Annotated in this window: 26 protein-coding genes; 16 read left to right on the forward strand and 10 right to left on the reverse strand. The window is 66.9% G+C overall.

All coding sequences use genetic code 11. From position 1 onward, the window contains the following. The first annotated feature begins 21 nt into the window (after positions 1 to 21). From FIU83_RS10835 to FIU83_RS10845, 4 genes are all read left to right on the forward strand, one after another. Positions 22 to 642, forward strand: coding sequence for a hypothetical protein (locus FIU83_RS10835; RefSeq protein ID WP_152484054.1), 621 nt, complete (start codon positions 22 to 24; stop codon positions 640 to 642). A gap of 119 nt (positions 643 to 761) precedes the next feature. Continuing rightward, positions 762 to 1,064 carry a hypothetical protein gene (locus tag FIU83_RS10840; protein WP_143004404.1) on the forward strand — a complete coding sequence of 101 codons (303 nt, stop codon included), beginning with the start codon at positions 762 to 764 and terminating at the stop codon, positions 1,062 to 1,064. A 78-nt stretch (positions 1,065 to 1,142) separates the two neighbouring features. Then, positions 1,143 to 1,295: a hypothetical protein gene (locus FIU83_RS17475; protein ID WP_023007307.1), complete on the forward strand. Its 153-nt coding sequence runs from the start codon at positions 1,143 to 1,145 to the stop codon at positions 1,293 to 1,295. Next, entirely contained in the window at positions 1,292 to 1,732 is a 441-nt protein-coding gene (locus FIU83_RS10845; RefSeq protein ID WP_152484055.1) for a DUF411 domain-containing protein, read from the forward strand. Before FIU83_RS17475 ends, FIU83_RS10845 begins: the two co-directional genes overlap by 4 nt. Before the next feature lie 177 nt (positions 1,733 to 1,909). On the opposite strand, the gene FIU83_RS10850 is transcribed toward FIU83_RS10845, so the two are convergent. From FIU83_RS10850 to FIU83_RS10860, 3 genes are read right to left on the reverse strand one after another with little or no spacing between them, the layout of a single operon-like run. Next, positions 1,910 to 2,920 carry a TniB family NTP-binding protein gene (locus FIU83_RS10850; protein WP_152484056.1) on the reverse strand — a complete coding sequence of 337 codons (1,011 nt, stop codon included), beginning with the start codon at positions 2,918 to 2,920 and terminating at the stop codon, positions 1,910 to 1,912. Next, the gene (locus FIU83_RS10855) at positions 2,920 to 4,872 is read right to left on the reverse strand and encodes a Mu transposase C-terminal domain-containing protein (RefSeq protein ID WP_152484057.1); all 1,953 of its coding nucleotides are present in this window, start codon (positions 4,870 to 4,872) and stop codon (positions 2,920 to 2,922) included. Before FIU83_RS10855 ends, FIU83_RS10850 begins: the two co-directional genes overlap by 1 nt. Positions 4,873 to 4,876: 4 nt before the next feature. Continuing rightward, on the reverse strand, positions 4,877 to 5,422 hold the full coding sequence (locus tag FIU83_RS10860) for a TnsA endonuclease N-terminal domain-containing protein (protein WP_172976073.1): 546 nt from the start codon (positions 5,420 to 5,422) through the stop codon (positions 4,877 to 4,879). Between the two features lie 167 nt (positions 5,423 to 5,589). On the opposite strand from FIU83_RS10860, the gene FIU83_RS10865 reads away from it, so the two are divergent. The 8 genes from FIU83_RS10865 (at position 5,590) to FIU83_RS10900 (ending at position 13,707) form a co-directional block, all read left to right on the forward strand. Next, on the forward strand, positions 5,590 to 6,534 hold the full coding sequence (locus FIU83_RS10865; RefSeq protein WP_301538559.1) for an NAD(P)-dependent oxidoreductase: 945 nt from the start codon (positions 5,590 to 5,592) through the stop codon (positions 6,532 to 6,534). A gap of 99 nt (positions 6,535 to 6,633) precedes the next feature. Beyond that, complete coding sequence (locus tag FIU83_RS10870) at positions 6,634 to 7,479, forward strand: MoxR family ATPase (protein ID WP_152484060.1); 846 nt, start codon at positions 6,634 to 6,636, stop codon at positions 7,477 to 7,479. A gap of 3 nt (positions 7,480 to 7,482) precedes the next feature. Then, positions 7,483 to 8,658 (forward strand): VWA domain-containing protein, encoded by a 1,176-nt coding sequence (locus FIU83_RS10875; RefSeq protein WP_152484061.1) that lies wholly within the window; start codon positions 7,483 to 7,485, stop codon positions 8,656 to 8,658. A 140-nt stretch (positions 8,659 to 8,798) separates the two neighbouring features. After that, positions 8,799 to 9,461 (forward strand): hypothetical protein, encoded by a 663-nt coding sequence (locus FIU83_RS10880; protein ID WP_152484062.1) that lies wholly within the window; start codon positions 8,799 to 8,801, stop codon positions 9,459 to 9,461. Continuing rightward, positions 9,458 to 10,213, forward strand: coding sequence for a DUF3307 domain-containing protein (locus tag FIU83_RS10885; protein ID WP_152484063.1), 756 nt, complete (start codon positions 9,458 to 9,460; stop codon positions 10,211 to 10,213). The genes FIU83_RS10880 and FIU83_RS10885 overlap by 4 nt, the downstream gene beginning before the upstream one ends. 3 nt (positions 10,214 to 10,216) lie before the next feature. Next, positions 10,217 to 11,107, forward strand: coding sequence for an N-acetylmuramoyl-L-alanine amidase (locus FIU83_RS10890; RefSeq protein WP_152484064.1), 891 nt, complete (start codon positions 10,217 to 10,219; stop codon positions 11,105 to 11,107). Positions 11,108 to 11,330: 223 nt separating this feature from the next. Next, on the forward strand, positions 11,331 to 13,040 hold the full coding sequence (locus tag FIU83_RS10895; RefSeq protein WP_152484065.1) for a proline--tRNA ligase: 1,710 nt from the start codon (positions 11,331 to 11,333) through the stop codon (positions 13,038 to 13,040). Between the two features lie 25 nt (positions 13,041 to 13,065). Then, positions 13,066 to 13,707: a lytic transglycosylase domain-containing protein gene (locus FIU83_RS10900; protein WP_367642278.1), complete on the forward strand. Its 642-nt coding sequence runs from the start codon at positions 13,066 to 13,068 to the stop codon at positions 13,705 to 13,707. A 129-nt stretch (positions 13,708 to 13,836) separates the two neighbouring features. Here the strand turns inward: FIU83_RS10900 and ccoM are convergent, their stop codons facing one another. The 5 genes from ccoM to rfaH form a co-directional block, all read right to left on the reverse strand. Beyond that, a complete protein-coding gene (ccoM, locus tag FIU83_RS17715) occupies positions 13,837 to 13,953 on the reverse strand; it encodes a cytochrome c oxidase subunit CcoM (protein WP_281380741.1) in 117 nt (38 codons plus the stop codon). Between the two features lie 168 nt (positions 13,954 to 14,121). Further along, complete coding sequence (locus tag FIU83_RS10905) at positions 14,122 to 15,387, reverse strand: PqqD family peptide modification chaperone (RefSeq protein WP_152484066.1); 1,266 nt, start codon at positions 15,385 to 15,387, stop codon at positions 14,122 to 14,124. Beyond that, on the reverse strand, positions 15,384 to 15,701 hold the full coding sequence (locus FIU83_RS10910) for a hypothetical protein (RefSeq protein ID WP_152484067.1): 318 nt from the start codon (positions 15,699 to 15,701) through the stop codon (positions 15,384 to 15,386). The genes FIU83_RS10905 and FIU83_RS10910 overlap by 4 nt, the downstream gene beginning before the upstream one ends. Before the next feature lie 129 nt (positions 15,702 to 15,830). Beyond that, the gene (locus FIU83_RS10915) at positions 15,831 to 16,337 is read right to left on the reverse strand and encodes a peptidylprolyl isomerase (RefSeq protein WP_152484068.1); all 507 of its coding nucleotides are present in this window, start codon (positions 16,335 to 16,337) and stop codon (positions 15,831 to 15,833) included. Between the two features lie 42 nt (positions 16,338 to 16,379). Next, positions 16,380 to 16,922: a transcription/translation regulatory transformer protein RfaH gene (gene rfaH, locus FIU83_RS10920; RefSeq protein ID WP_152484069.1), complete on the reverse strand. Its 543-nt coding sequence runs from the start codon at positions 16,920 to 16,922 to the stop codon at positions 16,380 to 16,382. 205 nt (positions 16,923 to 17,127) lie between these two features. Between rfaH and FIU83_RS10925 the strand changes: the two genes are divergently transcribed. Next, positions 17,128 to 18,489: an MFS transporter gene (locus FIU83_RS10925; RefSeq protein ID WP_152484070.1), complete on the forward strand. Its 1,362-nt coding sequence runs from the start codon at positions 17,128 to 17,130 to the stop codon at positions 18,487 to 18,489. 22 nt (positions 18,490 to 18,511) lie between these two features. On the opposite strand, the gene FIU83_RS10930 is transcribed toward FIU83_RS10925, so the two are convergent. Continuing rightward, complete coding sequence (locus tag FIU83_RS10930) at positions 18,512 to 20,347, reverse strand: SEC-C metal-binding domain-containing protein (RefSeq protein ID WP_152484071.1); 1,836 nt, start codon at positions 20,345 to 20,347, stop codon at positions 18,512 to 18,514. 63 nt (positions 20,348 to 20,410) lie between these two features. After that, positions 20,411 to 21,655: an AarF/ABC1/UbiB kinase family protein gene (locus FIU83_RS10935; RefSeq protein WP_152484072.1), complete on the reverse strand. Its 1,245-nt coding sequence runs from the start codon at positions 21,653 to 21,655 to the stop codon at positions 20,411 to 20,413. A 118-nt stretch (positions 21,656 to 21,773) separates the two neighbouring features. Between FIU83_RS10935 and FIU83_RS10940 the strand changes: the two genes are divergently transcribed. The 3 genes from FIU83_RS10940 to FIU83_RS10950 are packed head-to-tail and all read left to right on the forward strand — an operon-like array spanning position 21,774 to position 25,350. Then, on the forward strand, positions 21,774 to 23,705 hold the full coding sequence (locus FIU83_RS10940; RefSeq protein ID WP_152484073.1) for a DNA topoisomerase III: 1,932 nt from the start codon (positions 21,774 to 21,776) through the stop codon (positions 23,703 to 23,705). Between the two features lie 49 nt (positions 23,706 to 23,754). Then, on the forward strand, positions 23,755 to 24,687 hold the full coding sequence (locus tag FIU83_RS10945; protein WP_152484074.1) for a ketopantoate reductase family protein: 933 nt from the start codon (positions 23,755 to 23,757) through the stop codon (positions 24,685 to 24,687). A gap of 54 nt (positions 24,688 to 24,741) precedes the next feature. Next, positions 24,742 to 25,350, forward strand: a complete 609-nt coding sequence (locus FIU83_RS10950; protein ID WP_152484075.1) for a hypothetical protein — start codon at positions 24,742 to 24,744, stop codon at positions 25,348 to 25,350. Positions 25,351 to 25,422 lie beyond the last annotated feature (72 nt).

Genomic DNA, 25,422 nt, shown 5'->3' on the forward strand with positions numbered 1-25,422 from the left:
AGCAAGATGAGAGTACAGCACATGATCAAGCACAAGCAGCTTCTCGCCATCGCTCTGGCCGCCAGCATGGGTGTCGTCACCAGCGGTGCCGCCTCTGCGCAAGGTATGCAACAGGGTCAGGGCATGCAACAAGGCGGCATGATGGGCGGTCAGGGCGGTATGGGCCCCGGCATGATGATGGGCGGCCAAGGCGGCATGGGCCCCGGCATGATGATGGGCGGCCAGGGCGGCATGGGCCCCGGCATGATGATGGGCGGCCAGGGCGGCATGGGCCCCGGCATGATGATGGGCGGCCAAGGCGGCATGATGCCCTGCCCGATGATGTCCGGCATGGGCGGCATGGCCGGAATGCTCGACGAAGAGCAGCTGAGTTCCCTGCGCGAGATGCGCAGGGAGCACCGTTCCGCCCAGTTCGAACGCATGGGCGAGATGATGAACCTGCGTGACGACATGATGCTGCTGATGCAGGCGGAGCGTCCTGATCCGGAGGAGGTCCAGGCACTCCATGGTCAGATGGCCACCCTCCAGGGCGAGATGATGGCGGACAAGGTGCGCATGCGTAATCGGATGCAGGATCTGCTGAGCGATCAGCAGCGCGAGCAGCTGAAGCAGGACCCGTCTTCCGGCAACAACCCGCAGTGATACCCGATGCCCGCCGCCTGACGGGTATCGCTCAGCCATCTCGCTCCCTATTGCGCTGGGTCAAGGTGGTCAACCGGATGACTGGCACAGAATGACACAAGGATGACGAGGGAATCACCATGACCGAACAGGCCAGACCGCTGCACCGCACACGAGGAGGACGCTTGCTGGCGTTGCTGCTCGTGGTGCTGCTGTCAGTGACCGGCCTGACCGCTCAGGCGGCCATGGAGAGCTGCGCCGCTGACTGCAGCACGGCTGAGGTCGAGTTGTTCGATCACGCCGACCCCGAATGCGCCGGCTGCGCGGCCCTGGCGTCGACGCCCCTCGTCATTCCTGCCACCCCCGACACCCTGGCCGACACCGCCGGACCGGCTAAGGTCGAATTCATCGCCCCGCCCCCGCGCGAACCTCCCAGACCCTGACCGTGCATCCAACGCCTCGGTGATGCTGGCCATCGGCCTGCCACCGGATTTACCTGCACGTTCGTCAGGAGTCTTGTTATGTTCAGCAACGAATGCTTCGCCTTCATGGACTCAATGAGCTGGATGGGATGGCTGATGCCGCTGACGGTCACGCTTTTGCTTGGCCTAGGCATTGCCGCCCTCGTCAAATACCTGTTCGTTTCCCGTCACACCCAGGAGAACCGCTCATGAACCGCTTTGCCCCCACCCTCTTTTTCTCCACCGCGCTGCTGTTGGGCGCCGGCACCACCCAGGCCGCATCGCCGACCGAGGCCACCCTCTACAAGAATCCCCAGTGCGGCTGCTGCGACGAGTACGCCCGCCAGCTTGAGGAGCGCGGTGTCAGCGTGACCATCGTCGATGACGTGGAGCTGGGCAAGGTCAAGGAGCGCGTCGGCCTGCCCTACGGGCTCGGCGCCTGCCACACCATCGAGATGGGTGAATACGTGATCGAGGGGCATGTTCCCTTCGTGGCGATGGAGAAACTATTCGAGGAGCGTCCGGACACCGATGGCATCGGCCTGGCCGGCATGCCTATCGGGACCCCCGGGATGCCGGGCCCAAAGCAGGAAGACTGGAACGTCTACCAATTCCGCGACGGGGAGTCCAAGTCTTTCATGACGCTCTGAAAACTAGGTCAGACTGATTAAGCTCCGACTCAAGTCGGAGCTTTTTCTTCAGATCCGTGGCTTCAACAAGCCATTCAATAAATAAACGATTAATCAACTACCTAAGGGAGAACTCTATATCTACAACCTAGATGCTTTCATGGGTTTCGAATGATTTTCAGGAAACCAATATTTTAATCAGGACTTCTTCAATATTTCATTTAGACTCAGAGAGTCAATAAACTGAGTCGGAACAAAGGCTTCTTCCTCTGATACTGCAAGAGGATTATAATCTGAATATCTTGAAACCTCACTAAACAGAAGGCTTTCTGGTTTTTCTTTGAATGGATTATTCTGGCCGGGAAACATGACTTGGTATGCCTTGACAAGGTGCGCCAAATCAAGTGAATCAGCACCTTCGACCATTGCAATAGTAACAGCCTCATTAAGCAATGCTTTTAGACGCCGGACCTCCCCCCGGCTATAAGAAAAAAGGGGTAATGCTATATTTTTATCTTCCAATCTTGGCGGCGTATCGAAAGGCATCCTGACCGCCAACCCCTTAAGAAATCTTACAAACTCTTCTGGTCCATTTGACAATTTGAAATATGGAATAACTCTACGGCAAATTAGGCGGGAAGACCATTGTGGCTCTTCAGCAATTTGTGCAGCCCATGGCATCCCAACCAAAACGATAGGGATCTGTGACTCCTCGCTGATCATCTTTAATCGATTGGCAATGACCTGCCTATCACGAGCCGACTTGAACTCGAGAATCTCTTGAAACTCGTTTATTATTATTAACTCTGTTTTACAGCGTCTCAACGCCTTGATCAATGATTCCGTCAAACCAATATCACGACTTCTACCACGGCGATACTCACTACCAAATTGCCCAAGATCGCTGAGCATCTGGATCATCATCTGTTCGAGATTAAGCTTACTGGGGATACGACTTACCAATAATGGCTTAATTAAAACATCACCTTCTCGGCGCACATCAACCCTAGATTTGTAATGATTGATCAGATGAGTTTTACCTGACCCTGTATCACCGATAAGCAGCATGCACTGTGGCTCACCGCCTAATTTACGATAAGCTCTCAGCCGATCAAAATCTTGAAGAACCGTCGTGAGAACTGGGTGCTCCACAAAGCAATCAATGAAACTTTTCAGCCTTTCCCTATCATTTGGTTCAAGCTCAAACATCAGTATGGATCCCAACCGGACACATTCGACTCCCACTCATCAAGTATCGAATTACTACTCGAACCATTATTTTCACTAACATTTTCTTCTGGGATTTTTTTAGCGTTACTCTCATTCTCAGAACATACCGAAGAAGCCCCATCACTACCAATATTTTTATATCTGGCCAACTTCTTCATTCCACTAACGGATTTTTTGTTCTTCGGGCCGCTCTTAAGGAGTTCGACCTCATCTCTTATACGCCCCTCGATATACAACCTGGATTCAGATAACCCCACCCTATCTACTTGGGAATGGATGAACCTTCGCTGAAACCTCCGATTTGTTTGATGCTGAAATAACGACAACCCCACAGTGTAATCATCAGGATCTACAGCATTAGCTATAACGTACCCATCTTCACCGGGGAGATATACATACAACTTAGAAAGGTCATCAGGATCAATCTTTACTTTAACCTTAACACCACGGCTTTTACCAGAATTAGGAGTCAGCTTCCTGACAGCATCAAGCTCATCGCTTGAGTATCTCAAGCATGCAAACCTCACTCCATCTTTACCCAACACACGATCAATCGTGGGGGCCAATTCCATCTTGACTCGGAACTCATCATCATCGCGATAAATTATAGGAGGGAATTCCTTAACTCCTTGTTCCCATGAGATAATTGGAACGCTGTCTTTACGGCTATTGGAGTCTTGGTGATACACATCCACAACCCACTTATGAAAAAGCTCCATAAAAGTGGAAAATCGCATGACAGCATCTTTTTCCGGATTATAATCTTCCAACTGGTCAATACCGGAAAATGTTTTACCTGGCATTGAAATCAGGAAATTTTGGTTAATCTGCCCAAAAAATCTTTCAACCAAAGGCTTTAGCCATGGGCGCCCAACGGGATTATATTGAATATCACTTACAACCGATTGACATGCCAATTCAAGACTCTTACTCCAAAACTCGGCGCCATTATCCACTACCAGAGCTTCAATCTTCCCTTCACATGGCCAATCACAGTTAACCATTGGATACGTTTTCTTCACATACCCCTTGCTCAGCATAGCGTTAATAAGGGCCTTTCGAACCGAGTCATAGCCGGGTTCTTTATAACCAATATAAAAGCCAACTAGGCATTTGCTATATGAGTCAATCAATGCCGTTATATATGGTCTTCCCAACACGACCAACAATTCATCATCCAACAGCATAAGATCTAGAGCGGTGTGATCAACCTCAACCCTTTCTAGCACTCTAGTAGGCTGAACATGTGCACCTACAGGTTTATATTTTCGATCCGCGTATCGCTTACCATATCTTGCCAAATCGACATCATAAGGCGGAATATTAGATACTCTATGATAAAATGCTGTCTGACTCATCGGGTTCAGCTTCCCGGAGATCACACCTCTATTTGCAAGATTAATTAGATCACAATAATACACGTAAGCAGACCTTATAGACGGCCTTTCCTTACGCATATATTTCTCACTCATTGCTCGCCAAAAATAGTGACCATCATCTTCCATCTTGTTCTTCCTATTTCCTTTCTTATGGTGCTTTGGGATTAAAGCCTCCACTGAAAATCCATTATTTTTATATGCGCTATGCCAGCCAGCCAGTGTTCTCCAGCTTGGAACTGGACCATCTAGAGTTTGTAAGATCTCAGCGCCGCCTAGTAATGGCTTGAGGTTCTTCTCCGTCCAACCACCACTGATTCTTTTTTTAAAATACTGTATATATGTTAAACGTCTTAGTGCTTCATCTCGAAGTTTATCAGGATATGTATCAAGAGGCCTGCCACCTCCATCACTGGATTCGGGAACACAAATTTCACGAAAAAAAGCATCATTATGGGAATGCTTGGCGGCAGCTGATTTAGTTTCAGGCTTGCAAGGTTCTATGAATTCATCTTCAAATAGATCCAGCCCGAGATCATGACCATAATCGTCCACATCATCACCACACGACCGAGTCAACCCCTAACTTAGCCACTGAGAGATCACTACTCATCTCACCAATTGCCAACCATGAAATTACAGATGTAAGTACAGCACTGCTTGGCTCCCCCGTTTCATGCACCAAATCTCGTACTCGCACCTTCCCACTCTTCCTAACGATGTCCAGCAACATCAGGTGAAGTGGTGTTAGCGTCTTTAACCCGGAATATCGATGGAGGAGTTTAAGATTGCACAAGACTGGGTTTACTCTGATTTGATTATCTGTTACCAGCAATAGTGGAATACCATTTTCCATGGCACTTTTTTGGCGACAGATAAATTTTTCCTTGAAATCTTCATTCTCGAGCTCAGCATATGGTTTCACCTCAATGAAACTAGAACCACGAGATTTATCGAAAATTAAAAAATCTGGAGTATAAGGTAGTTTTTTGTCGCCAAATGAATAGTAGAAGCCTTCAGGTTGTGCCTCATAGGAGCTTATAGAGGGTGTATACTCGAAATGAAAACATGCATCAAATTCTAGTGAGGACTCAACAGTTAGCACCCTATTCATCTTAGGGCTAGCGAACTTGTACAAATTCTTGACGCGGGAATGCTTGAGGCGACGCCTGTACATAGCTTGCTACCATGTGGGTAAGGTTACAAAGCAAGCTAGGCTATGCAGGCTTATCCTGCAAATTATGCAAACTATCTGGGAATCTATGCAGATTTATGGTGCAAACGACATCCATCACGCATGCTGACAGCTTTGCGCGGAGAGAGCCCATGACCCACCCCCGACTCGGCTTCATCGGCATCGGCCTGATGGGCGACCCCATGACGCGCCGCCTGCTGGCGGCCGGCTTTACCGTCACGGTCTGGAATCGCTCGCCGGGCAAGACCGCCGGCGTGGCCGCGGCCGGCGCCCGGGTGGCCGACTCCATCGAGGCACTGATGGCCGAGGTGGACGTGGTGCTGCTCTGCCTGGCCAATACCGCCGTGGTCGACGAGGTGGTGTTCGGCGAGGATGGCGTAGCGGCCCATGCCCGGCCCGGCCAGCGTCTGATCGACCTCTCCAGCAGCGACCCGGCCGCCACCCGCGACCTCGCCGCCCGGCTCGAACGCGAGGCCGGCATGCGCTGGGTGGATGCGCCGGTCTCCGGCGGCGTCGCCGGCGCCGAGGCGGGCAGCCTCGCCATCATGTGCGGTGGCGAGGCCGAGGACGTGGAAGCGAGCCGCCCGGTGCTGGCGCCCCTTTCCGCACGCATCACCCACATGGGCCCGGTGGGCGCCGGCCAAGTGACCAAGGTGTGCAACCAGATGGTGGTCGGCTGCCAGGCGGCGGTGCTGGCCGAGATGGTGGCGCTGGCCGAGGCGAGCGGCGTGGAGGCCAGCCGGCTCACCGAGGCGCTGGCCGGCGGCTTCGCCGACTCGACGCCGTTTCGGATTCTCACCCCGCGCATGGCGGCCAGCGACTTCGCCGACCCGCCCTGGCACCTGCGCACCCTGCTCAAGGACCTGGACATGGCGGTGGCCCAGAGCCAGCGCAGCGGCAGCGCCACGCCGATGAGCGGGCTGGCCGCCCAGCTGATGCGCGCCCACGCCGCCCGCGGCCACGCCGAGCACGACCCGGCGACCCTGGTCGAGGCCTATCGCGGGGCCGAGCCGACCGAGTAACGTCCCCGCATCGCGGCGGCGCGGGGGCATTTGTCGCGGGACCACCCCTACCGTACACTCGTTTGATCTCCCGACGACCACGACTTCGAGGCGCAACCCATGGCGTTTGATTCCACTTCCACCTACGTGGCCTCCGAGGCGCTCAAGCAGGCGGTAAACGCCGCCGTGACCCTGGAGCGGCCGCTGCTGATCAAGGGGGAGCCGGGCACCGGCAAGACCCTGCTGGCCGAGGAGCTGGCCGCCTCGCTCGGCACCCGGCTGATCACCTGGCACATCAAGTCCTCCACCAAGGCGGCCCAGGGGCTCTACGAGTACGATGCGGTCAGCCGGCTGCGCGACTCCCAGCTGGGGGTCGAGGGGGTGGAAGACGTCGCCAACTACATCCGCCCCGGCAAGCTCTGGGAGGCCTTCACCGCCGACGAGCGGGTGGTGCTGCTGATCGACGAGATCGACAAGGCGGACATCGAGTTCCCCAACGACCTGCTCCAGGAGCTGGATCGCATGGAGTTCCATGTCTACGAGACCGGCGAGACCATCACCGCGACCCACCGCCCGATCATCGTCATCACCTCCAACAACGAGAAGGAGCTCCCCGACGCCTTCCTGCGCCGCTGCTTCTTCCACTACATCGAGTTCCCCGACCGCGATACCCTGCAGGCGATCGTCGACGTGCACTTCCCCGACATCGCCCCGCGGCTGGCCGGCGAGGCGCTGGAGGTGTTCTTCGAGCTGCGCGCCGCCCCGGGCCTGAAGAAGCCCCCCTCCACCTCGGAGCTGGTCGACTGGCTGAAGCTCTTGATGAGCGACGAGCTGGCCCGGGAGGCGCTCTACCAGCGCGACCCGGCGAAGGCGCTCCCGCCGCTCGCCGGGGCGCTCGTCAAGAACGAGCAGGACACCCAGCTGCTGGAGCGGCTGGCCTTCATGATGCGCCGGCAGGGCCGCTGAGCCATGTTCATCGGCTTGTTCGAGACGCTGAAGCGCCACGAGGTGCCCGTCTCGCTGCGCGAGCTGCTCGACCTCCACGCGGTGGTCGAGCGCGGCGTGGCGTTCGCCGACATGGAGGCCTTCTACCGGGTCGCGCGCACCGTGATGGTCAAGGACGAGCGCCACTTCGACCGCTTCGATCGCGCCTTCGCCGCCTGGTTCGAGGGACTCACGAGCCTCGACGCCGCCATCGAGGCGCTGATCCCCGACGACTGGCTGCGCCGGGAGTTCGAGAAGCAGCTCTCCGAGGAGGAGAAGGCGCAGATCGCATCCCTGGGCGGGCTCGAGCAGCTGATCGAGACCTTCAAGCAGCGCCTCGAGGAGCAGCAGTCGCGCCACGCCGGCGGCAACAAGTGGATCGGCACCGGCGGCACCAGCCCCTTCGGCGCCCACGGCTACAATCCCGAGGGGATCCGCATCGGCCAGGACGGCTCGCGGCACCGCCGCGCGGTGAAGGTGTGGGACGAGCGTCGCTTCCGCGACTACGACGACTCGCTGGAGCTCGGCACGCGCAACATCAAGATGGCCCTGCGCCGGCTGCGGCGCTTCGCCCGCCAGGGGGCGGCCGAGGAGTTCGATCTCGACGCCACCATCCGCGAGACCGCCCGGGACGCCGGCCTGCTCAACGTGCAGCTGCGCCCGGAGCGCCACAACGCGGTGAAGGTGCTGCTGCTGCTCGATGTGGGCGGCTCCATGGACGACCACGTGCGCACCTGCGAGGAGCTCTTCTCGGCGGCGCGCTCGGAATTCAAGCACCTCGAGGCCTACTACTTCCACAACTGCCCCTACGAGGGGCTGTGGCGCGACAACTCCCGGCGCAGCGAGCGCATCCCGACCATGGAGGTGCTGCACACCTACGGCGGCGACTACCAGGTGGTGATGGTCGGCGATGCCGCCATGTCGCCATACGAAGTGACCCACCCCTGGGGCAGCGTCGAGCACATGAACGACGAGGCGGGCGCCGTCTGGCTCCGGCGCCTGGTCGAGGCCTTCCCGCACCTCGTCTGGCTCAACCCGCTGCCGCCCCGCGCCTGGGAGATGACGCCCTCCACCCGGCTGATCCGCGAGCTGATCGCCGATCGCATGTACCCCATGACGCTGGCGGGGCTGGAGGACGCCATGCGCGAGCTGGCGCGGTAGCCGCCATCGTTCGCCCCGGCCTTACCCCGCTACCTATAACCTTTTAGGGCTATATGGTCTTTATATAGCCTACAAAGGCTATTAGTTTGCCGGATAGGCCTCTACGGCTATGCTGGGGGAATGCCCCGAGGAGGAGTGTCATGCCAGGACGCATTGCCGTGCTCACCGGTGACGTGATCGATTCCCGCAAGGTCGGCGACCGGCCGCGCCTCTATCGGCGGCTGGAGGCGGCCCTGGCGGGGCTCGCTTCCCGCCATGGCGGCCGCGGCGAGCGCTTCCGCGGCGACGGCTTCCAGCTCGCCCTGCCCCATGCCGCGGCGGCCATGAAGGCCGCGGTGGTCCTGCGCGCGGCGCTGATCGAGCACTCCGATCCCCGCCAGCGCTGGGATGCGCGTATCGCCGTGGCGGTCGGGCCGGGGGAGCTCGGGGGCCGCGAGGCCGACGGCGAGACCTTCATCGCCTCGGGACGCCGCCTGGACGCGCTCGCGGGCGGCGTCGACCACCTGGCCCTGGTCCTGCTGGACGAACCCGAGGACCCGGCGCTCGACCTGCTGGTGCGCTTCCTCGACGACCTGCTCGGTGGATGGTCGCCCTATTCCGCCGAGGTCGTCGCCCTTTGCCTGGGCGAAGACGCCACTCGGCCACCCTCGCAGCAGGCCCTCGCCGACCGGCTGGGCATCTCCCAGCCCAGCGTGCACAAGCGCCTGAAGGCCGCCCGCTGGCCCCTGCTCGCCGACACCCTCGCCTACCTTCGCGAGCGCCTCGACGACCGGGCGCCGTCGACCGCGGAGCCGACACCATGAACGCCACGGCCCTCTCGCTGCTCATGGCGCTGGTGCTGGCCCACCTGGTCGGCGACTTCCTCCTGCAGACCAGGCGCTGGGTGGAGGAGCGCCAGCGCCTGCACCAGCGCTCGCCGCGCCTGCTGCTGCATGCCCTGCTGCACGGGGCCCTCGCCGGCGGCGTGCTGCTGCTGGCCGGCGACGCCACCTCCCGGGGGCCGACGGCCGCGCTTTACGGCGCGCTCGCGGTGGGCGCCAGCCACTGGGCGATCGACCTGGCCAAGTCCCTGAGGCCGGCCGGCGAGCTGCGCGCCTTCCTGCTCGACCAGGCCGGCCACCTGCTGGTGCTCGTGGGCCTGTGGCTAGTCTGGCTCGCGAGCCTCGCCCCGCTGGCGGCGCTGGGCGACTGGCTGGCAACGCCCAGGGTGCTGGGGGTGGCCACCGCCTATCTGCTGGTGACGCGGCCGCTGTCGATCGCCATCGCCCTGGTCATGCGGCGCTGGAGCGCCGAGCTCGAGGACACCGGCACCCTGGCCAGTGCCGGGGCGCGCATCGGCGTGCTGGAGCGGCTCCTGGTGCTGACCCTGGTGCTGCTGGACCAGCTCACCGCGGTGGGGTTCCTGCTGGCCGCCAAGTCGGTGCTGCGCTTCGGCGACCTGCGCGAGACCCGCGATCGCAAGCTCACCGAGTACGTGCTGCTCGGCACCCTGCTCAGCGTCTCGACGACCCTGGTGCTCGGCATGCTGGTGCGTTTGTTGCCAACGGGGGGCTGAGCCGTGCACCGCCGCCTGTTGCTGCTGCTCCTGCCGCTGGTGCTCGGCGCCTGCGCCGGCCCCGGGACGCTGGAGCGCCGGGCGGGCTACACGGTCGACCACACCCATGAAAGCCCCTCCCACAACAGCCGGGTGCGCCATCTGGTGCTGCACTATACCGACGGCGACGAGGCCGAGGCGCTGACCGCCCTGACCGGCCCACGGGTCAGCAGCCACTACGTGCTGCCCCGCGGCCCCGAGGGGCGGGTCTACCAGCTGGTGGAGGAGACGCGGCGCGCCTGGCACGCCGGCGCCAGCCGCTGGCGGGGCAGCGCGGATATCAACGCCACCTCGATCGGCCTCGAGATCGTCAACGCCGGGCCGGATCTTTCGGCGGCCGAGGTCGAGCGCCTGCTGGCCGCCGATGAGGCGAGCGAGATCGCCTGGGCACCCTATCCGGACGCCCAGTTCGATACCCTGATCGCCCTGGCAGGCGACCTCATCGCCCGCCACGGCATCGCGCCGACGAACGTGGTGGCCCATTCCGACATCGCCCCCTCGCGCAAGATCGACCCCGGCCCGGCCTTCCCCTGGCAACGCCTGCACGAGGCCGGAATCGGCCCCTGGCCCAGGCACGCCACGGTGGCCCGCTGGCGCGCCCGCTTCGCCGTCGCCCCACCGTCGCTTGCCAACCTGCAGCGGGCCTTGGCGGCCTGGGGCTACGGGCTGGCCGTCACCGGCGAGGCCGACCCGCCCACCCGTGCGGTGCTGCGCGCCTTCCAGATGCGCTTTCGCCCCGCGGACTACCGCGGCCTGGCCGATGCCGAGACCGCAGCGATCCTGTGGGCGCTGCTCGCGCGCTACCGGCCCGAGGCGCTGTCCGATCCCGCACTCGCCTCGCCGGGACCCCTGTAAGCGGGGAGGCCGGGGTGACACCGCCGCCAGGCGCCGCCAGACGCTGTCGCCCTAGGCACAGGGCCGCGCATTGTCGGCGCCCTGTGACCGACCTGGATAAGCAACGCCCGCCGGACTTTTGCCGCCAACCGGGCTTGGCCGTACAATGCGGGGTCATTGCCGCCGCGCCGCGCGGCGCCGCATCCGCTTCTGCACAAGCCCCGCTCGAGGAAACCCCGGACCCATGCGCGCCAGTCAACTGTTGATCGCCACCCTCAAGGAAACGCCTGCCGACGCCGAAGTCGTCAGCCACCAGCTGATGCTGCGCGCCGGGATGATCCGTCGCCTCACCTCCGGCCTCTACACCTGGCTGCCGATGGGCCTGCGCACCCTGCGCAAGGTCGAGCGCATCGTCCGCGAGGAGATGGATCGCGCCGGCGCCCAGGAGGTGCTGATGCCCGCCGTGCAGCCGGCCGAGCTGTGGCAGGAGTCCGGCCGCTGGGAGCAGTACGGCCCGGAGCTCTTGCGCCTCAAGGATCGCCACGAGCGCGACTACTGCGTCGGCCCGACCCACGAGGAGGTGATCACCGACCTGGTGCGCAAGGAGATCGCCAGCTACAAGCAGCTGCCGGCCAACTTCTACCAGATCCAGACCAAGTTCCGCGACGAGATCCGGCCGCGCTTCGGGGTGATGCGCTCCCGGGAGTTCATCATGAAGGACGCCTACTCCTTCCATATCGATGAGGCCTCCCTGAAGGAGACCTACCAGGCGATGTACGACGCCTACGTGCGCATCTTCACCCGCCTGGGGCTCGACTTCCGCCCGGTGATCGCCGACAACGGCGCCATCGGCGGCACCGGCTCCCACGAGTTCCACGTGCTGGCCGACTCCGGCGAGGACGACATCGTCTTCTCCACCGGCTCGGATTACGCCGCCAACATGGAGAAGGCCGAGGCGCTGGCGCCCCAGGGCGAGCGCGCCGCCCCGAGCGAGGAACTGCGCCTGGTCGACACCCCCGACGCCAGGACCATCGCCGCCCTGGTCGAGCACCACGGTCTGCCCATCGAGAAGACCATCAAGACCCTGATGGTGCACGGCGCCGAGGGCGGCCTGGTCGCCCTGCTGGTGCGCGGCGATCATGAGCTCAACGAGGTCAAGGCCGAGAACCTCGCCGAGGTGGCCGCCCCGCTGACCATGGCCAGCGAGGAGGAGATCCGCGCCGCGGTGGGCGCGGGCCCCGGCTCGCTCGGCCCGGTGGGCCTCGAGATGCCGCTCATCATCGACCGCAGCGTGGCGCTGATGAGCGACTTCGGCGCCGGCGCCAACGTCGACGGCCAGCACTACTTCGGCATCAACTGGGAGCGCGACGTGGCGCTGCCCAGGGTCGCCGACCTGCGCAACGTCGTGGAGGGCGACCCCTCGCCGGACGGCCAGGGGACGCTCGCCATCAAGCGCGGCATCGAGGTCGGCCATGTCTTCCAGCTCGGCAAGAAGTACTCCGAGGCGATGAACGCCACCGTGCTGGGCGACGAAGGTCGCGCCGTGCATCCCTGGATGGGCTGCTATGGTATCGGTGTGACCCGGGTCGTGGCCGCCGCCATCGAGCAGAACCACGACGAGGCGGGGATCATCTGGCCCGACGCCATCGCCCCCTTCCACGTCGCCATGGTGCCGATGAACGCCCACAAGTCCCAGCGGGTGCGCGAGGAGTCCGAGCGACTCTACCAGGCGCTTACCGCCGCCGGCCTCGAGGTGCTGCTGGATGATCGCGACCTGCGCCCGGGCGTGCGCTTCGCCGACCACGAGCTGATGGGCATACCCCATCGCCTGGTCGTCGGCGACCGGGGCCTCGACAAGGAAGAGCTCGAATACAAGGGACGCCGTGACAGTGACGCCACCATGGTACCGGCCGGTGAGATCATCGACTTCCTGCGCGAGAAGGTCGCGATCTGAGGCCCGTCGGGCCGCCGCCCTGGCGGTGGCCCTCCTGCTGCCCGCCATGACGGCCCTGGGCCAGGGCGACCGGGACTTCCTCGCCGCCCTGCCCGCCTCGCTGTCCCCCGACCGGCCCGCCCCCGTCGTGCGGGCCCTGCCCCCCGAGCCGGCCAGCCTGCGCGACACCCTCGACGCCGTGCGCGACGCGCCGCTGCCGCCCGCCGAGATCTGGGCGGCCCGGCAGTGGCTGAACGCCATGGAGCCACGGCTTGCCCGCTACGTGTCGGAGGCCCCGCGGCGCCGGGCGCTGCTGGGGCGCATCCACCAGGAGGCGCGCCTGGCCGGGCTGGCCCCGGAGCTGGTGCTGGCGGTGATCCAGGTGGAGAGCGCCTTCCAGGCCGAGGCCGTCTCCTCGGCCGGCGCCGTGGGACTCATGCAGATCATGCCCTTCTGGGTCCGCGAGCTGGGCCTGCCCGCCGATGACCTCAAGGATCCCCATCGCAACCTGCGCTACGGCTGCACGATCCTCGCCCACTACCTGGCCGTGGAGCGCGGCGACCTGACCCGGGCGCTGGCGCGCTACAACGGCAGCCTCGGCAAGACCTGGTACCCGGAGCGGGTGATGCGCGCCCTGGCTAGCCGCTGGTCGCTGCAGGAGACCGGCCGCGCCACCGCCGGGCGCTGAGTCGGCACGCCATCGCCGCGGCACGAGCACAGGCGCGGCAGAACACACCGACGAAAAAAAGCCGACCCAAGTGGGTCGGCTAGTGGGGGGACGCGCCCCCCTCCCCTGACGACTGGTGAAGCGGCTGGATCAGTGCTTGTTCTTGCGATGGTGGTCACGGACGATGAACGCGATCCAGCCCCCCATGAAAGCGACCATCATCGCGACAGTAACAAGCCCGAAGATTACGGCGTCATCCAAGTACATGGTGTGTCCTCCCGTCCCGATGTGTTGAGTGCACTCTATCGCGCCATCGCGGGAGGGAACCTGACCTGCATCAAGTTTGCCACCGTCCCGGACCTCGGAGTCCGGCAGGACTTGACGCAGGTCAGTTTCCGGGGCGCTGTCGGCGTCATCGACACCGACCGCGTCCCCTCAGGAGGGGACCGCACGCTCGATCAGCCCGACCGCCGCCAGGGTATCGAAGAGCCCTGCCGCGTCGGCGCGCAGCCGGGCAGGCGCAACCTCGGTGAAGCGCTCGGCCAGCAGCGCCGCCACCTCGGCCGGGCCCAGTGCCGCCAGGCCCAGCAGGCGCCAGACACCACTCGCCACGGCGCTCAGGCGATGCACCCCGCCATCGGCGTCGACCACGAAGTGCTCCTCGCCCAGCGGGTACTCCGCCGCGACCGGCACCCGCCGCCAGGCTCGCGACGAATCGCCGACAGCCGGCGTGCTCTCGCGTGCCCCGAAGGCCGGCACCGGAGAGGACGACAACGGCTTCTGCTCGTCACGATGTGGCTCGGCCACACCGCTCACCACCCGCGCGACGGCCGCCACCGGATCGTCGTAGCGAAGCGACCGGCACGGTAGGCCCCGCATCATCGGCAGCAGCCGCGCGACTCGACCCCCTAGGTCATGCGTCCCGGTGGCGCCGGCGAGGCTCTGGCCAAGCAGCTGCAGCAGGCCATCGCCGGGGGACAGGCGCGTCAGGCGCGGGGAGGGCGTACCGGGCAGGCGGTCGAGCAGCACGATGGCGCCGATGGGGCGCCGCTCGCCGTGATCGGCGAGACGGTCGCGATCCAGGGTCAGGTAGCCGTAGCGCCGGTCCGAGACGCGCTCGTGGGCGGCGATGAAGCCAGCGAGATCGGTGGGGAGAGAGGCCGGTAACGGCAGGCGCAGCCGCGGCGCGATGCCCAGCGCCTCGCCCGTCGCCCGGCCCTCGCCGTCGACGTCCAGCAGCAGCACGTCGTCGGCGAAGACCCGATGGCCGGCGGCGGCGAAGGCGGCGCAGAGCAGGCTCTTTCCCGCTCGGTGGGTGGCGGGAAAGAGCACGAGTCGCTCGTCGATCTCCACGGCGGCACAGTGAAGGCCGATCTGCGAGGGCCTGGCCTCGAGCAGCCGGTCGATCAGATCGGCGACCAGGCTGGCGGCCGCGGTGGCGGTGCCGGGCAGCCGGCGGGGTCGCGTTCGCCCCGGCACCGCCTGGGCGTAACCGTCGGCCGTCCGCCAGGCCGTCAGCGCCTCGTCCGGGGACGAATGGATCGAAGGGGCCGAGGCCGGCACGGCGTCGAGCGGCCAGCCGGGCATCGCCCCACGCAGGGCCGCGGCGAGCTCGGGCGCGCCCTCGAGTCGCAGCGTCGCTTCAAGCCTCGCGGGCCGCAGGGCCTCGACGCACCCCGCCGGCGGACCGAACGCGCTCACCAGCGACTCGGGTAGCTGAAGCTGTGGCTGTACCGGCTATGGCTATGGCTATGGCTGTGCTTCGAGTGCCGATGACGGCGGTGATGCGCGTGGTGGCGGTGGCGCCGATGCTCGCGGTAGTCGTCCACGTAGCGCCGCTCCCGGGTCTCCGGATGGGTCTCGTAGACGATTCGCCAGCGCCCCTCGTCCCAGTCGCCGGCCTGGGCCTGGCCCAGGGTGGAGAGGGTCGGCGCGGCGTAGGCGGCGACGCCGACCAGGCCGAGGGCGGCCAGCAGCGCGCGCCGGCGGGCGCAGGGGGCAGGTTGGTCGCTCATCGATGGGCTTCCCTGTATGGCTGAACGAGGCGTCCAGCCTACCGCGCGGCGTCCCTCGCGGGACCTGCCCCGGGCACGTTTCCCCAGTCGCTGCAAATTGCCGGAAGCGTTGTCGCACGCCGCCGACGTTCAGGCCATCTTCTTGTCTTCCACCTCGCCGGGCTCGGTGCCCGGCGGCAGCGGGTGGCCCTTGGCGAGTTCCGCACGGGTGGCGTCGCGGACCTCGAGCACCTCGAGGCGATAGCGCAGGGTGTGGCCCGCCAGGGGATGGTTGGTGTCGATCAGCACGTTGTCGTCGCGCACCTCGAGGATGGTGACGATCTCCGGGCCGTCGTCGCCGGGGGTCTGGAAGCGCATGCCGGGCGCGAGGTCGGGGGCGGGAAAGGCGTGACGCCCCACCTCGCGCACCAGCGCCTCGTCGCGCAGGCCGTAGGCCTCGGCCGGCATCAGGGTCACGGAGAGCTCGGCCCCGGCATGCCGGCCCGCCAGCGCCTGCTCCAGGCCGGCCATGATGTTGCCGTGGCCGTGCAGGTACTCGAGCGGCTTCGCCCGGGCCCGGGAGTCGTCGAGGACGCTCCCGTCCTGGTCGCTGAGCACATAGTGCAGGGTCACGACGCGGTGGGAGTCGATGGTCATGAAGGCTCCTTGAACGATGGAAGAGGGCGACGCGGCCGTCGGTCAGTCGCGGCGGCGCAGCTGGCCGACGGGCATCTCGAGGCGCTGCTGCTTGTGCAGCAGGTTGAGCAGCACGATGGCGCGCTCCTCGCCCTTGTGGCTCGAGAACACCGCCTGCAGGTCCTTGAAGGGCCCCTCGGTGATCTCCACCGCCTCGCCGGCGCGGAAGTAGACGTTCGCCGTCGCGTCCTGCTCCTCGCTGCCGTGGGTGCGCAGGGTCTCGACCAGCGAGTCGCTCACCGGCACCGGCATCTCCAGGCCGAAGGTGACGATCTTCAGCACCCCACGGGTGGAGCGCAGGGGGCGCCAGTTGCTGGCCAGGCGATCGAGGCGAATGAAGAGGTAGTAGGGAAAGAGCGGCTCGCTGACCCACTCGAGCTTGCCGCGGCGCTTCTTCTGCACCTGCAGCACGGGGTGGAAGATCTCGTAGCCCTGGTTGGTCAGGTGCTCGGCGGCGCGGAAGGACTCCCCGCCCTTGCACTGAACGACGTACCAGCGGGGAATGGCATCATCGGCCTCGACGTGACGAATCTCTGAATCGCTCATATGGCTCCTGATCGGCTTCCAGCTGGTATCACTGCCGGTGCTCTGCAACAATCCCACCGCACGTCATCCCGGGGCAAAGGCCCTCGGGGGACATGGGCCGAAGGGTCGCTTCCCGGCGACTGACTGGTGATTTTATCATCGATGGTGGGAGGCTGCGTGACCGCCTCCCCCCTTTCACCCCCTGGCGCAAGGAGTCCTGCCCGACATGCCGCCCTCCCCCGTTCGTCGCAGCTGGCAGGACGCCCTGGCGATCTACCTGCGCGCACCGGTCATCACCATGCTGTTCCTGGGCTTCTCCGCCGGCCTGCCCTTCCTGCTGGTCTTCTCCACGCTCTCGGCGTGGCTGCGCAGCACCGGCGTCGAGGTGGCGGCCATCGGCTTCTTCGCCTGGATCGGCATGCTCTACTCGATCAAGTTCTTCTGGGCCCCGGTGGTGGACCGGCTCGCCCTGCCGCTGCTGACGCGCACCTTCGGCCAGCGCCGCGGCTGGATGCTGCTGGCCCAGGCGATGATCGCCGCGGGCCTGGCGGGCCTCTCCGGTGTCGACCCGGTCGATCACCTGCCGCTGGTGGCCGCCCTGGCGCTGCTGGTGGCCTTCGGCAGCGCGACCCAGGACATCGCCATCGACGCCTTTCGCATCGAATCGGCCCCGGACGATATCCAGGCCGCCATGGCCTCCACCTATATCATCGGCTACCGCGGGGGCCTGCTGGCCGCCGGCGCCGGGGCCCTCTACGTGGCCTCGCTGGTCTCCTGGGAGGCCGCCTACCTCAGCATGGCGGTGCTGGTCGGCGTCGGGACGATCACGGTGCTGCTGCGCCCGGAGCCCGAGCGGGCCTCCCTCGGCACCCAGCTGATCCACGAACCCCGGGTGCGCGCCTTCCTGCGCGCCTCGCGGGGGCGCCCCAAGGCGCTGCGCCGCCTGGTCGCCTGGACCATCGGCGCCATCGTCTGCCCCTTCACCGACTTCTTCACCCGCCACCGCCGCCGCGCCCTCTGGCTGCTCGTGTTCGTGGCGGTGTTCCGGATCAGCGACCTGGCGATGGCCTCGATGGCCAACCCGCTCTACATCGACCTGGGGTTCTCGCTGTCGACCATCGCCAACGTCACCAACGTCTTCGGCATCGCCATGAGTGTCGGCGGGGGGATCCTCGGGGGTCTGCTGGTGGCCCGCTACGGCATCGGGCCGATCCTGGTGCTGGGGGCGGTGGCGGCGGCGCTGACCAACCTGCTGTTCGTGGCCCTGTCGCTGGCGGGGGAGAGCCTGCCCATGCTGGTCATGGCCATCGTCGGCGACAACCTGGCCAACGGCCTGGCGAGCGCGGTCTTCATCGCCTTCCTGTCGAGCCTCACCTCGCGGGCCTATACGGCGACCCAGTATGCGCTCTTCTCGTCGCTGATGACCCTGCCCGGCAAGTTCCTGAGCGGCTTCGGCGGCCTGCTGGTCGCCGCCGAGGGCTACGCCACCTTCTTCCTGGTCGCCTCGGCCCTCGGCCTGCCCGCGATACTGCTGGCGATCTGGATCAGCCGCGACCGCTCGCTGATGCCGGCACCGCGAGCGGCCTGAGGAGGGCGCGCGCCGTGGCGCGTCACTCGCCGAGCCGCGCCTGCAGCCACGCCAGGGCCCCGTGGGTGGTGCGCCACTGATCGCGCATCAGGGTGCGGTACTGCCAGGCCTCGGCCCGGGAGCCGGGCGCGGCCACGCCGTCGCCGCCGTGGCCGACCGGGCGCGGGTTCTCGGCGCACAGCATCGCCACGACGTGGGCGTTGTGGCGATGCACCTCGGCGAGGGCCGCTTCGGCCTCGTCGCGGCGCTCCAGGCGATAGAGCGCCAGCACCCGGCCCATCAGCAGCCCCAGCGGCGTCGCCTCCTCATGCGCCTTCTCGCCCTCGAGTTCGCGCAGGCAGAGCGCCAGGGCCGCCCGGTCGCGCCCCTCACGCAGCAGCTGGTCGAGCACCAGTTCGCGAAGCCCCAGGCTATCCTCGGCGTCCAGGGTCAGCAGCCGCTCGGCCAGTTCCCGGGAGTGAGCCCGGGCGCCGCGCTCCATGCCTACCACCAGGGCGAGGCCCGAACGCAGCAGCACGGCGTTGTCGGCGCTCTCCCACGCGAAGCCGCCCTCGCCCTCGGCACGCACCTGCTCGAGCCAGCGCTCCAGCCGCGTCGACAGCGGCTCGAAGAGACTCGGCGCCATCCACGGCAGGCTGCCGAAGCGGCTCGCCAGCGCCAGCGCCAGCGACTGCAGCACGGCGGGCGAGTCCAGCCACTCGGGGTGGGCGCAGAGCGCCGGCAGCCACTCGCCGGCCTGGGACCAGGGATCCTCGTCGAAGCCCATGGGGGCGTCGCGCTCCACCTGGGCCTTGAAGACCTTCTGCCAGGCGGCGAACAGGGTGTCCTCACGGGCCGTGGAGTGGTACTCGAGGCCGCCCTCGGTATCGCGGCGAATCTCCAGGCGCGGGGCGACGGGCAGCTCGGCGAGCAGCGCCTGCAGGGCCACCAGCGGCTCGGCCAGGTCCTCCTCGGCGCTGAGCAGCTGGTCGGCGAGGGTCGCGCCGGGGTTGTCGGCCAGGTCGGCCAGGAACTGCAGCTGGTCGGGCTCCAGGTCGCCCTGGCGGGCCAGGCGTCGGAACCAGAAGCGCGAGCGCTCCGCGGCCTCCTCCTCGTGCCCCTCGTGGAGCAGCAGCATCGCCTCGATGTAGGCCAGGGTCGGCGAGTCGGGCAGCGCCTGCTGGGCGCGCACGAAGGCGGCCCGGGCGCTGTCCAGGTCGTCGTTGTCGAGGTGCATCAGGCAGAGGCGCTCCAGCGCCACGCCGCGCAGGAACAGCGGCCCGCGGTCGAGGACCGCATCGAGCAGCGCCTCGCGCTTGCGGTTGAAGCCGCGCTCCTGATAGAGGTCGATGAGGATCTCGAAGGCGGGCTCCGCCTGCTCGGGGAGCGTCTGCCAGTCGGCACGCTCGAACAGCGACTCGAGGATCTGCTGGGCGCGCCCGCGCTGGCCCGACTCGGCGGCGATCAGCCCGGCCTCCAGCAGCGCCTGGGCCGGCGCCCGGCCGCTGGCCAGCGCCGCCTTCAGGGTGTCACCCTTCCAGTCGCGCAGCGAGAGCATCCACATCAGGTGGGTCGGCACGTGACCGGGCAGGCTGACCGCCCCGCAGCAGCGCTTGGTCTTGCGCCCGGAGTCGCACCAGCAGGGCTCGTTGCGCCCCGGCCGGGCCAGCGGCTCGGCGGCGAAGTCGAGCCGCTCCAGTGGCGCCTGCGACCAGAGCTCCGGGGCCAGCGCCTGGGCCAGCGCCGCATCGCCGCCGACCAGCGCCGGCCCCTCCTCCCGGGCCCAGGCCATCAGCGTGGGATAGCGCTCATCCTCGCGAATGGCGCCCAGTGCCCCCGTGGCAAAGCCCAGCAGCTGTTCCACCCATACCGCCAGCATCGCTCTCTCCGCATTCGCAAAAAGGGCACAGTCTACCAGTCCGCCGCGGGGCTGGGCAGGTGATCAGGCCGGCGCGCTCGGCAGCAGCGGGCGGGTGCGGGCGTGCATGTCGAGGCGCGCGCCGAGGCGCACCAGGTTCCAGTAGTGGCCGTTGAGGGTGCGCGAGAGCAGCAGGGTATCCGCCGGCGGCTGCAGGCGGTCCATGGCCGCCCACACCTTCGGCGACAGCTCGCGCAGACGACGGTGGACCCGCACGTCGCCGAAGTCCTGCTCGCCCGGCTGGAAGAGCGGCGACACCGCCTCGGCCGACTCGCGATAGAGCGCCAGAGGCGCCCCCTGCCCCTGGCGACCGCCGAGCTCGAGCAGCGCGGCGTCCATGGCCATGGCGTCGCCCTCGAGGGTCGCCTCGAGCAGGCGCATCATCGCCGCGAGCCGCGCCTCGGGCACCGAGATCACCGCGCCCAGGTCATAGATCACCAGGCGCCCCGCCTCGTCCGCGGCGAAGTTGCCGGCGTGGGGGTCGGCGTGCAGCTCGCCATGGGTGAAGAGCTCCTCGGTCAGCCAGTCGGCGAGGGTGACCGCCACCTGCTGGCGCCTCTCATGATCGGCCGCCTCCAGCTCGCGCAGCGGCGTGCCGGCCACGTAGCGCATGGCCAGCACCCGCGGACCGGAGAGCTCGGGCAGCGGCTCGGGAATCACCAGCCGGTCGAGGTGGGCGTAGCGCGCGCGATAACGGGCCAGCGCCTCGGCCTCGGCGTGGTAGTCGAGCTCGCCGCGCAGGCTCATCGCCAGCTCCTCGAAGAGCGCATCGAGACGCGCCTGGGGCACCTTGAACCAGCGCCCCAGGCGCATCAGGCGCCGTACCTGGGCGAGGTCGCTCTCCAGCACCTCGGCGAGTCCCGGATACTGCACCTTGAGCACCACCGTCTCGCCGGCATGGGTCACGGCGCGGTGCACCTGCCCCATGGAGGCGCTGGCGAAGGGGCGCTGTTCGATCTCGCGAAAGGTCGCGTCCAGCTCGCCATACTGCTCGACCAGGGTGCGGCGGATGTCGGCCCAGGGCATGGGTTCGGCCTGGCGCTGGAGGCGGGCGAGCTCCTCGGCGAGATCCGGCGGCAGCAGGTCGTCCCACTGGGACATGATCTGGGCCAGCTTCATGGCCGGCCCCTTGAGCTCCGAGAGCCCCTCGAAGAGCGCCTCGCCCAGGGCGCGCCAGTCGGCCTCTCCCCCTAGCCGAGTACGGAGCAGTGCTCCGCCGGTGCGGGCGCCGAGGCCCAGCAGGCGTCGAGTCCGGCCACGTTCACGCATCGCCTTGTCTCCTGGCTGAGGTTTGTACAATGATTGTACACGTATCGACCAGCTTACACCTGGCGAGGCGCCGAGAATACTGGAAGAATGTCCATGTCATTCACGCCGACGAGCCCTTATGCGCCTGATCATCGCCGAGAAACCCAGCCTGGGCCGGGCCATCGCCGACGCCCTGCCCGGCCGCCCCCGCCGACTCGACGGGGCCGTGGCGGTCGGGGACACCACCGTCACCTGGTGCCTGGGCCACCTGCTGGAGCAGGCGCCGCCGGACGCCTACGACCCCGCCCTCAAGCAGTGGCGTCTCGATACCCTGCCGATCCTGCCGAGCCGCTGGCAGCTGATGCCCCGTCCCAAGGCCCGCGGCCAGCTGGCGGTCATTCGCAAGCTGCTGAAGGAGGCCCGCGAGGTGGTCCACGCCGGCGATCCGGACCGCGAGGGCCAGCTGCTGGTACAGGAGGTGATCGAGCACCTGGGCTGGACGGGGCCGGTCTCGCGGCTGCTGGTCAGCGACCTCAACCGCCCGGCGGTCCAGCGGGCGCTGGGCCGGCTGGAGGACAACGCCCGCTACGCCCCGCTCTACCGCGCCGCCCAGTCCCGGGCACGCGCCGACTGGCTGTACGGCATCAACCTGACCCGCGCCTGGACGGTAAGCGGCCGTCAGGCCGGCCATGACGGCGTGCTCTCGGTGGGCCGGGTGCAGACCCCGGTGCTGGGGCTCGTGGTGCGTCGCGACGCCGAGATCCGCGACTTCGAGCCGCGACCCTTCTACGTGCTCTGGGCCGATCTGGCCGTGGCCCGCGGCCGCCTGCGAGCCTGGTGGGCACCCGGCGAGGGGCACCCGCTGGACGACCAGGGGCGGCTGCTCGAGCGCGCCCCGGCGGCCGCGCTGGCCGAGCGCCTGCCCGGCGCCGAGGGCCGGCTGTCCAGCCTCGAGCGCCGCGACAAGCGCCAGGCCGCGCCCCTGCCCTACTCGCTGTCGGCGCTGCAGGTCGACGCCGCCCGCCGCCACGGGCTCTCGGCCAAGGCGGTGCTGGACATCTGTCAGCGCCTCTACGAGCGCCACCAGCTGATCACCTACCCGCGCTCGGACTGCCGCTACCTGCCCGAAGAGCACTTCGCCGGGGCCCGCCGCACCCTCGAGGGCGCCTGCGCCGGCGACGACACCCTGCGCGGCTGGCTCGCCGGCGCCGACTTCACGAAGCGCTCCAGGGCCTGGAACGACAAACAGGTGGGCGCCCACCATGCCCTGGCGCCCACCGGCAAGACCGCCGATCCGGCGACGCTCTCGCGGCAGGAGGCCGACGTCTTCCGGCTGATCGCGCGCAACGTGCTGGCGCAGTTCTATGCGCCGCTCGCCACCCGCGAGGTGAAGGCCGAGTTCACCATCGTGGAGGAGCGATTCCGCGCCCGTGGCCAGGAGATCCTCGACCCCGGCTGGAAGCCGCTCTTCACCACCCGCGACGAGGCGCCGCCGCTGCCGCCGCTCGACGAGGGCGAGACCTGCCGCGTCGAGGACGCCGGCGTGGAGGACCGCGAGACCCGCCCGCCGGAGCCCTTCACCGACGCCAGCCTGATCAAGGCGATGATGAACATCGCCCGCTACGTGGACGACCCGGCCGTGCGGCGCACGCTCCGCGAGCACGATGGCCTCGGCACCGAGGCGACCCGGGCCGGCATCATCGAGACCCTGGTGGAGCGCGGCTACCTGGTGCGCCAGGCCAAGACGCTGCGTGCCAGCCGCCTGGGCAGCGCCCTGATCGCCTCGCTGCCCGAGGCGGTGGGCCGCCCGGAGCGCACCGCCCTGTGGGAGCAACGCCTCGGCGCCATCGCCGAGCAGGACGACGACCCGGGCCCTTTCCTCGCGGCGCTGATCGAGGACCTGCGCGGCCTGCTCGGCGCCGCGGACGCCGGCCGGATCCGCACCGCGCTGGCCGGCGCCCAGGGCGAGACCGCGCCGGCGGCCAGGGGGAAAAGGACCCAGGGCGGCAAGAAACGCGCCGGCCCACGACGCCGGAGCACCACGGGGGCTCGACGCCCCAAGCGCACATGACGCATCGCGGCGACGATGCCGGGGTGCCCCCTTCGAGAGGAGAGCTGCCATGACCCTGACGCGACACTGGATCGTCGGCCCCGGGGCGCTGGGCCGGCTGATCGCCCTGCGGCTCGCCGACCGCGCATCGGTGACGCTGGTCGCCCGCCGCCCGCTGCCCGCCGAGCAGACGCTGATCACCCCGGCGGACGGCGTGCTGACGCGCCGGGTCGAGGTGGCCCGGATCGAGGCGCTGCCGGCGCCCCCGGACGTGGTGCACCTGACCACCAAGGCCCACGGCGCCGAGGCGGCCCATGCCGCCCTGGCGAGCCACCTGCCGGCGGGGGTGCCGCTGGTGCTCTGGCAGAACGGCTTCGACGCCCAGCCGCGCCTCGCCGAGCGCCACGCCGGCCCCGTCCTCTGCGCCACCACCACCGAGGGGGCCCACGTCCAGGACGATACCCGCGTCACCCATGCCGGCCACGGCCACACCTTCCTCGGCAGCCTGACGGGCGACCAGCATGCGCTCGCCACCGAGCTGGCCACCGTGCTCTCGTCGGCGGGCCTGCCCGCCGAGGCGGTCTTCGACATTCGGGTGCGGCTATGGCGCAAGCTCGCCGTCAACGCGGCGATCAATCCGCTGGTGGCCCGCGCCGGCATCCGCAACGGCGAGCTTCGCGAGGCGCCCTACCGCGCCCGGGTCGAGACCCTGCTCGGCGAGCTCGCGCCGATCCTCGCCGCCGAGGGCATCGCGCCACCCGACGGGGCGGGACTCGACGGCTGGCGACGCCTGGTATGGCAGGTCATCGAGGCGACGGCCGCCAATCGCGCCTCGATGCTGCAGGACGTCCAGGCCGGGCGACCCACCGAGCACGAGGCGATCCTCGCGCCGCTGCTCGTCGCGGCCGAGCGACACGGCCTCGCGGCGCCGGGCCTCGCCGAGCACCTGGCCGCCCTGCGGGCCCGGGCCGCGGCAGTGGCGCCACCCGGCGACGGTTGCTAGATTGAGAGGGTATCTACTCCGGGCCGGCCCATGGCCGACTCAAGGTCGGAGATCATGCATCCGGATTCTCGCCCCCTCATCGCCCTGGCGGTCCTGCTCGCGGCCATCGCCCTGCCCTGCCAGGCCGATCTCACCCTCGAGGCCGATGACGCCACGGCCATCGAGACCGACATGCCCGCCTACGGTGGCATCGCCCAGCCCCTGATGCGCCTCGACAACGGCCTGCTCGTCCAGGGCGATGACGTCGTCACCCCCGACGGCGCCACCTCGGGCTTTCGCCTCACCGCCGGCTTCACGCCCCACGGCCTGCCCCGGCTCGACCTGGGGGCCGAGGTCAGCTACCAGCGCAGCGACGACGTGCCGATCGCCAGCGAGGAGGGATCGCGGCTCCACGACACCACCAGCCTCGGTGGCAGCCTGATGGCCGGGGTGCGCGTCGGCGCCCTCGGGCTCTATGCGAAGGCGGGGCTGGCCGAGTGGCAGGGCGCCCCCGTGGGCGCGGATGATCGCGCCGAGATCAGTCGCGGCACGGCGCAGATACGGGGCTTCGGCGCCCGCCTGCAGTTTCGCCAGGTGGTGAGCCGCCTCGAGTTCGAGCAGATCGATGACCCCGCCATGGAGCACCTCAACCTGATGACCGCCTCGATTCACCTGCCCTTCTAGGCCACGCTCCTCTGCGCCCCGGGCGCGGTCCCTCTCACGAGGCGAACGCTCCACCCAGCGCCCCGGCCAGTC

Origin of the sequence: Halomonas sp. THAF5a, from assembly GCF_009363755.1 — a bacterium.
GTDB lineage: Bacteria > Pseudomonadota > Gammaproteobacteria > Pseudomonadales > Halomonadaceae > Halomonas.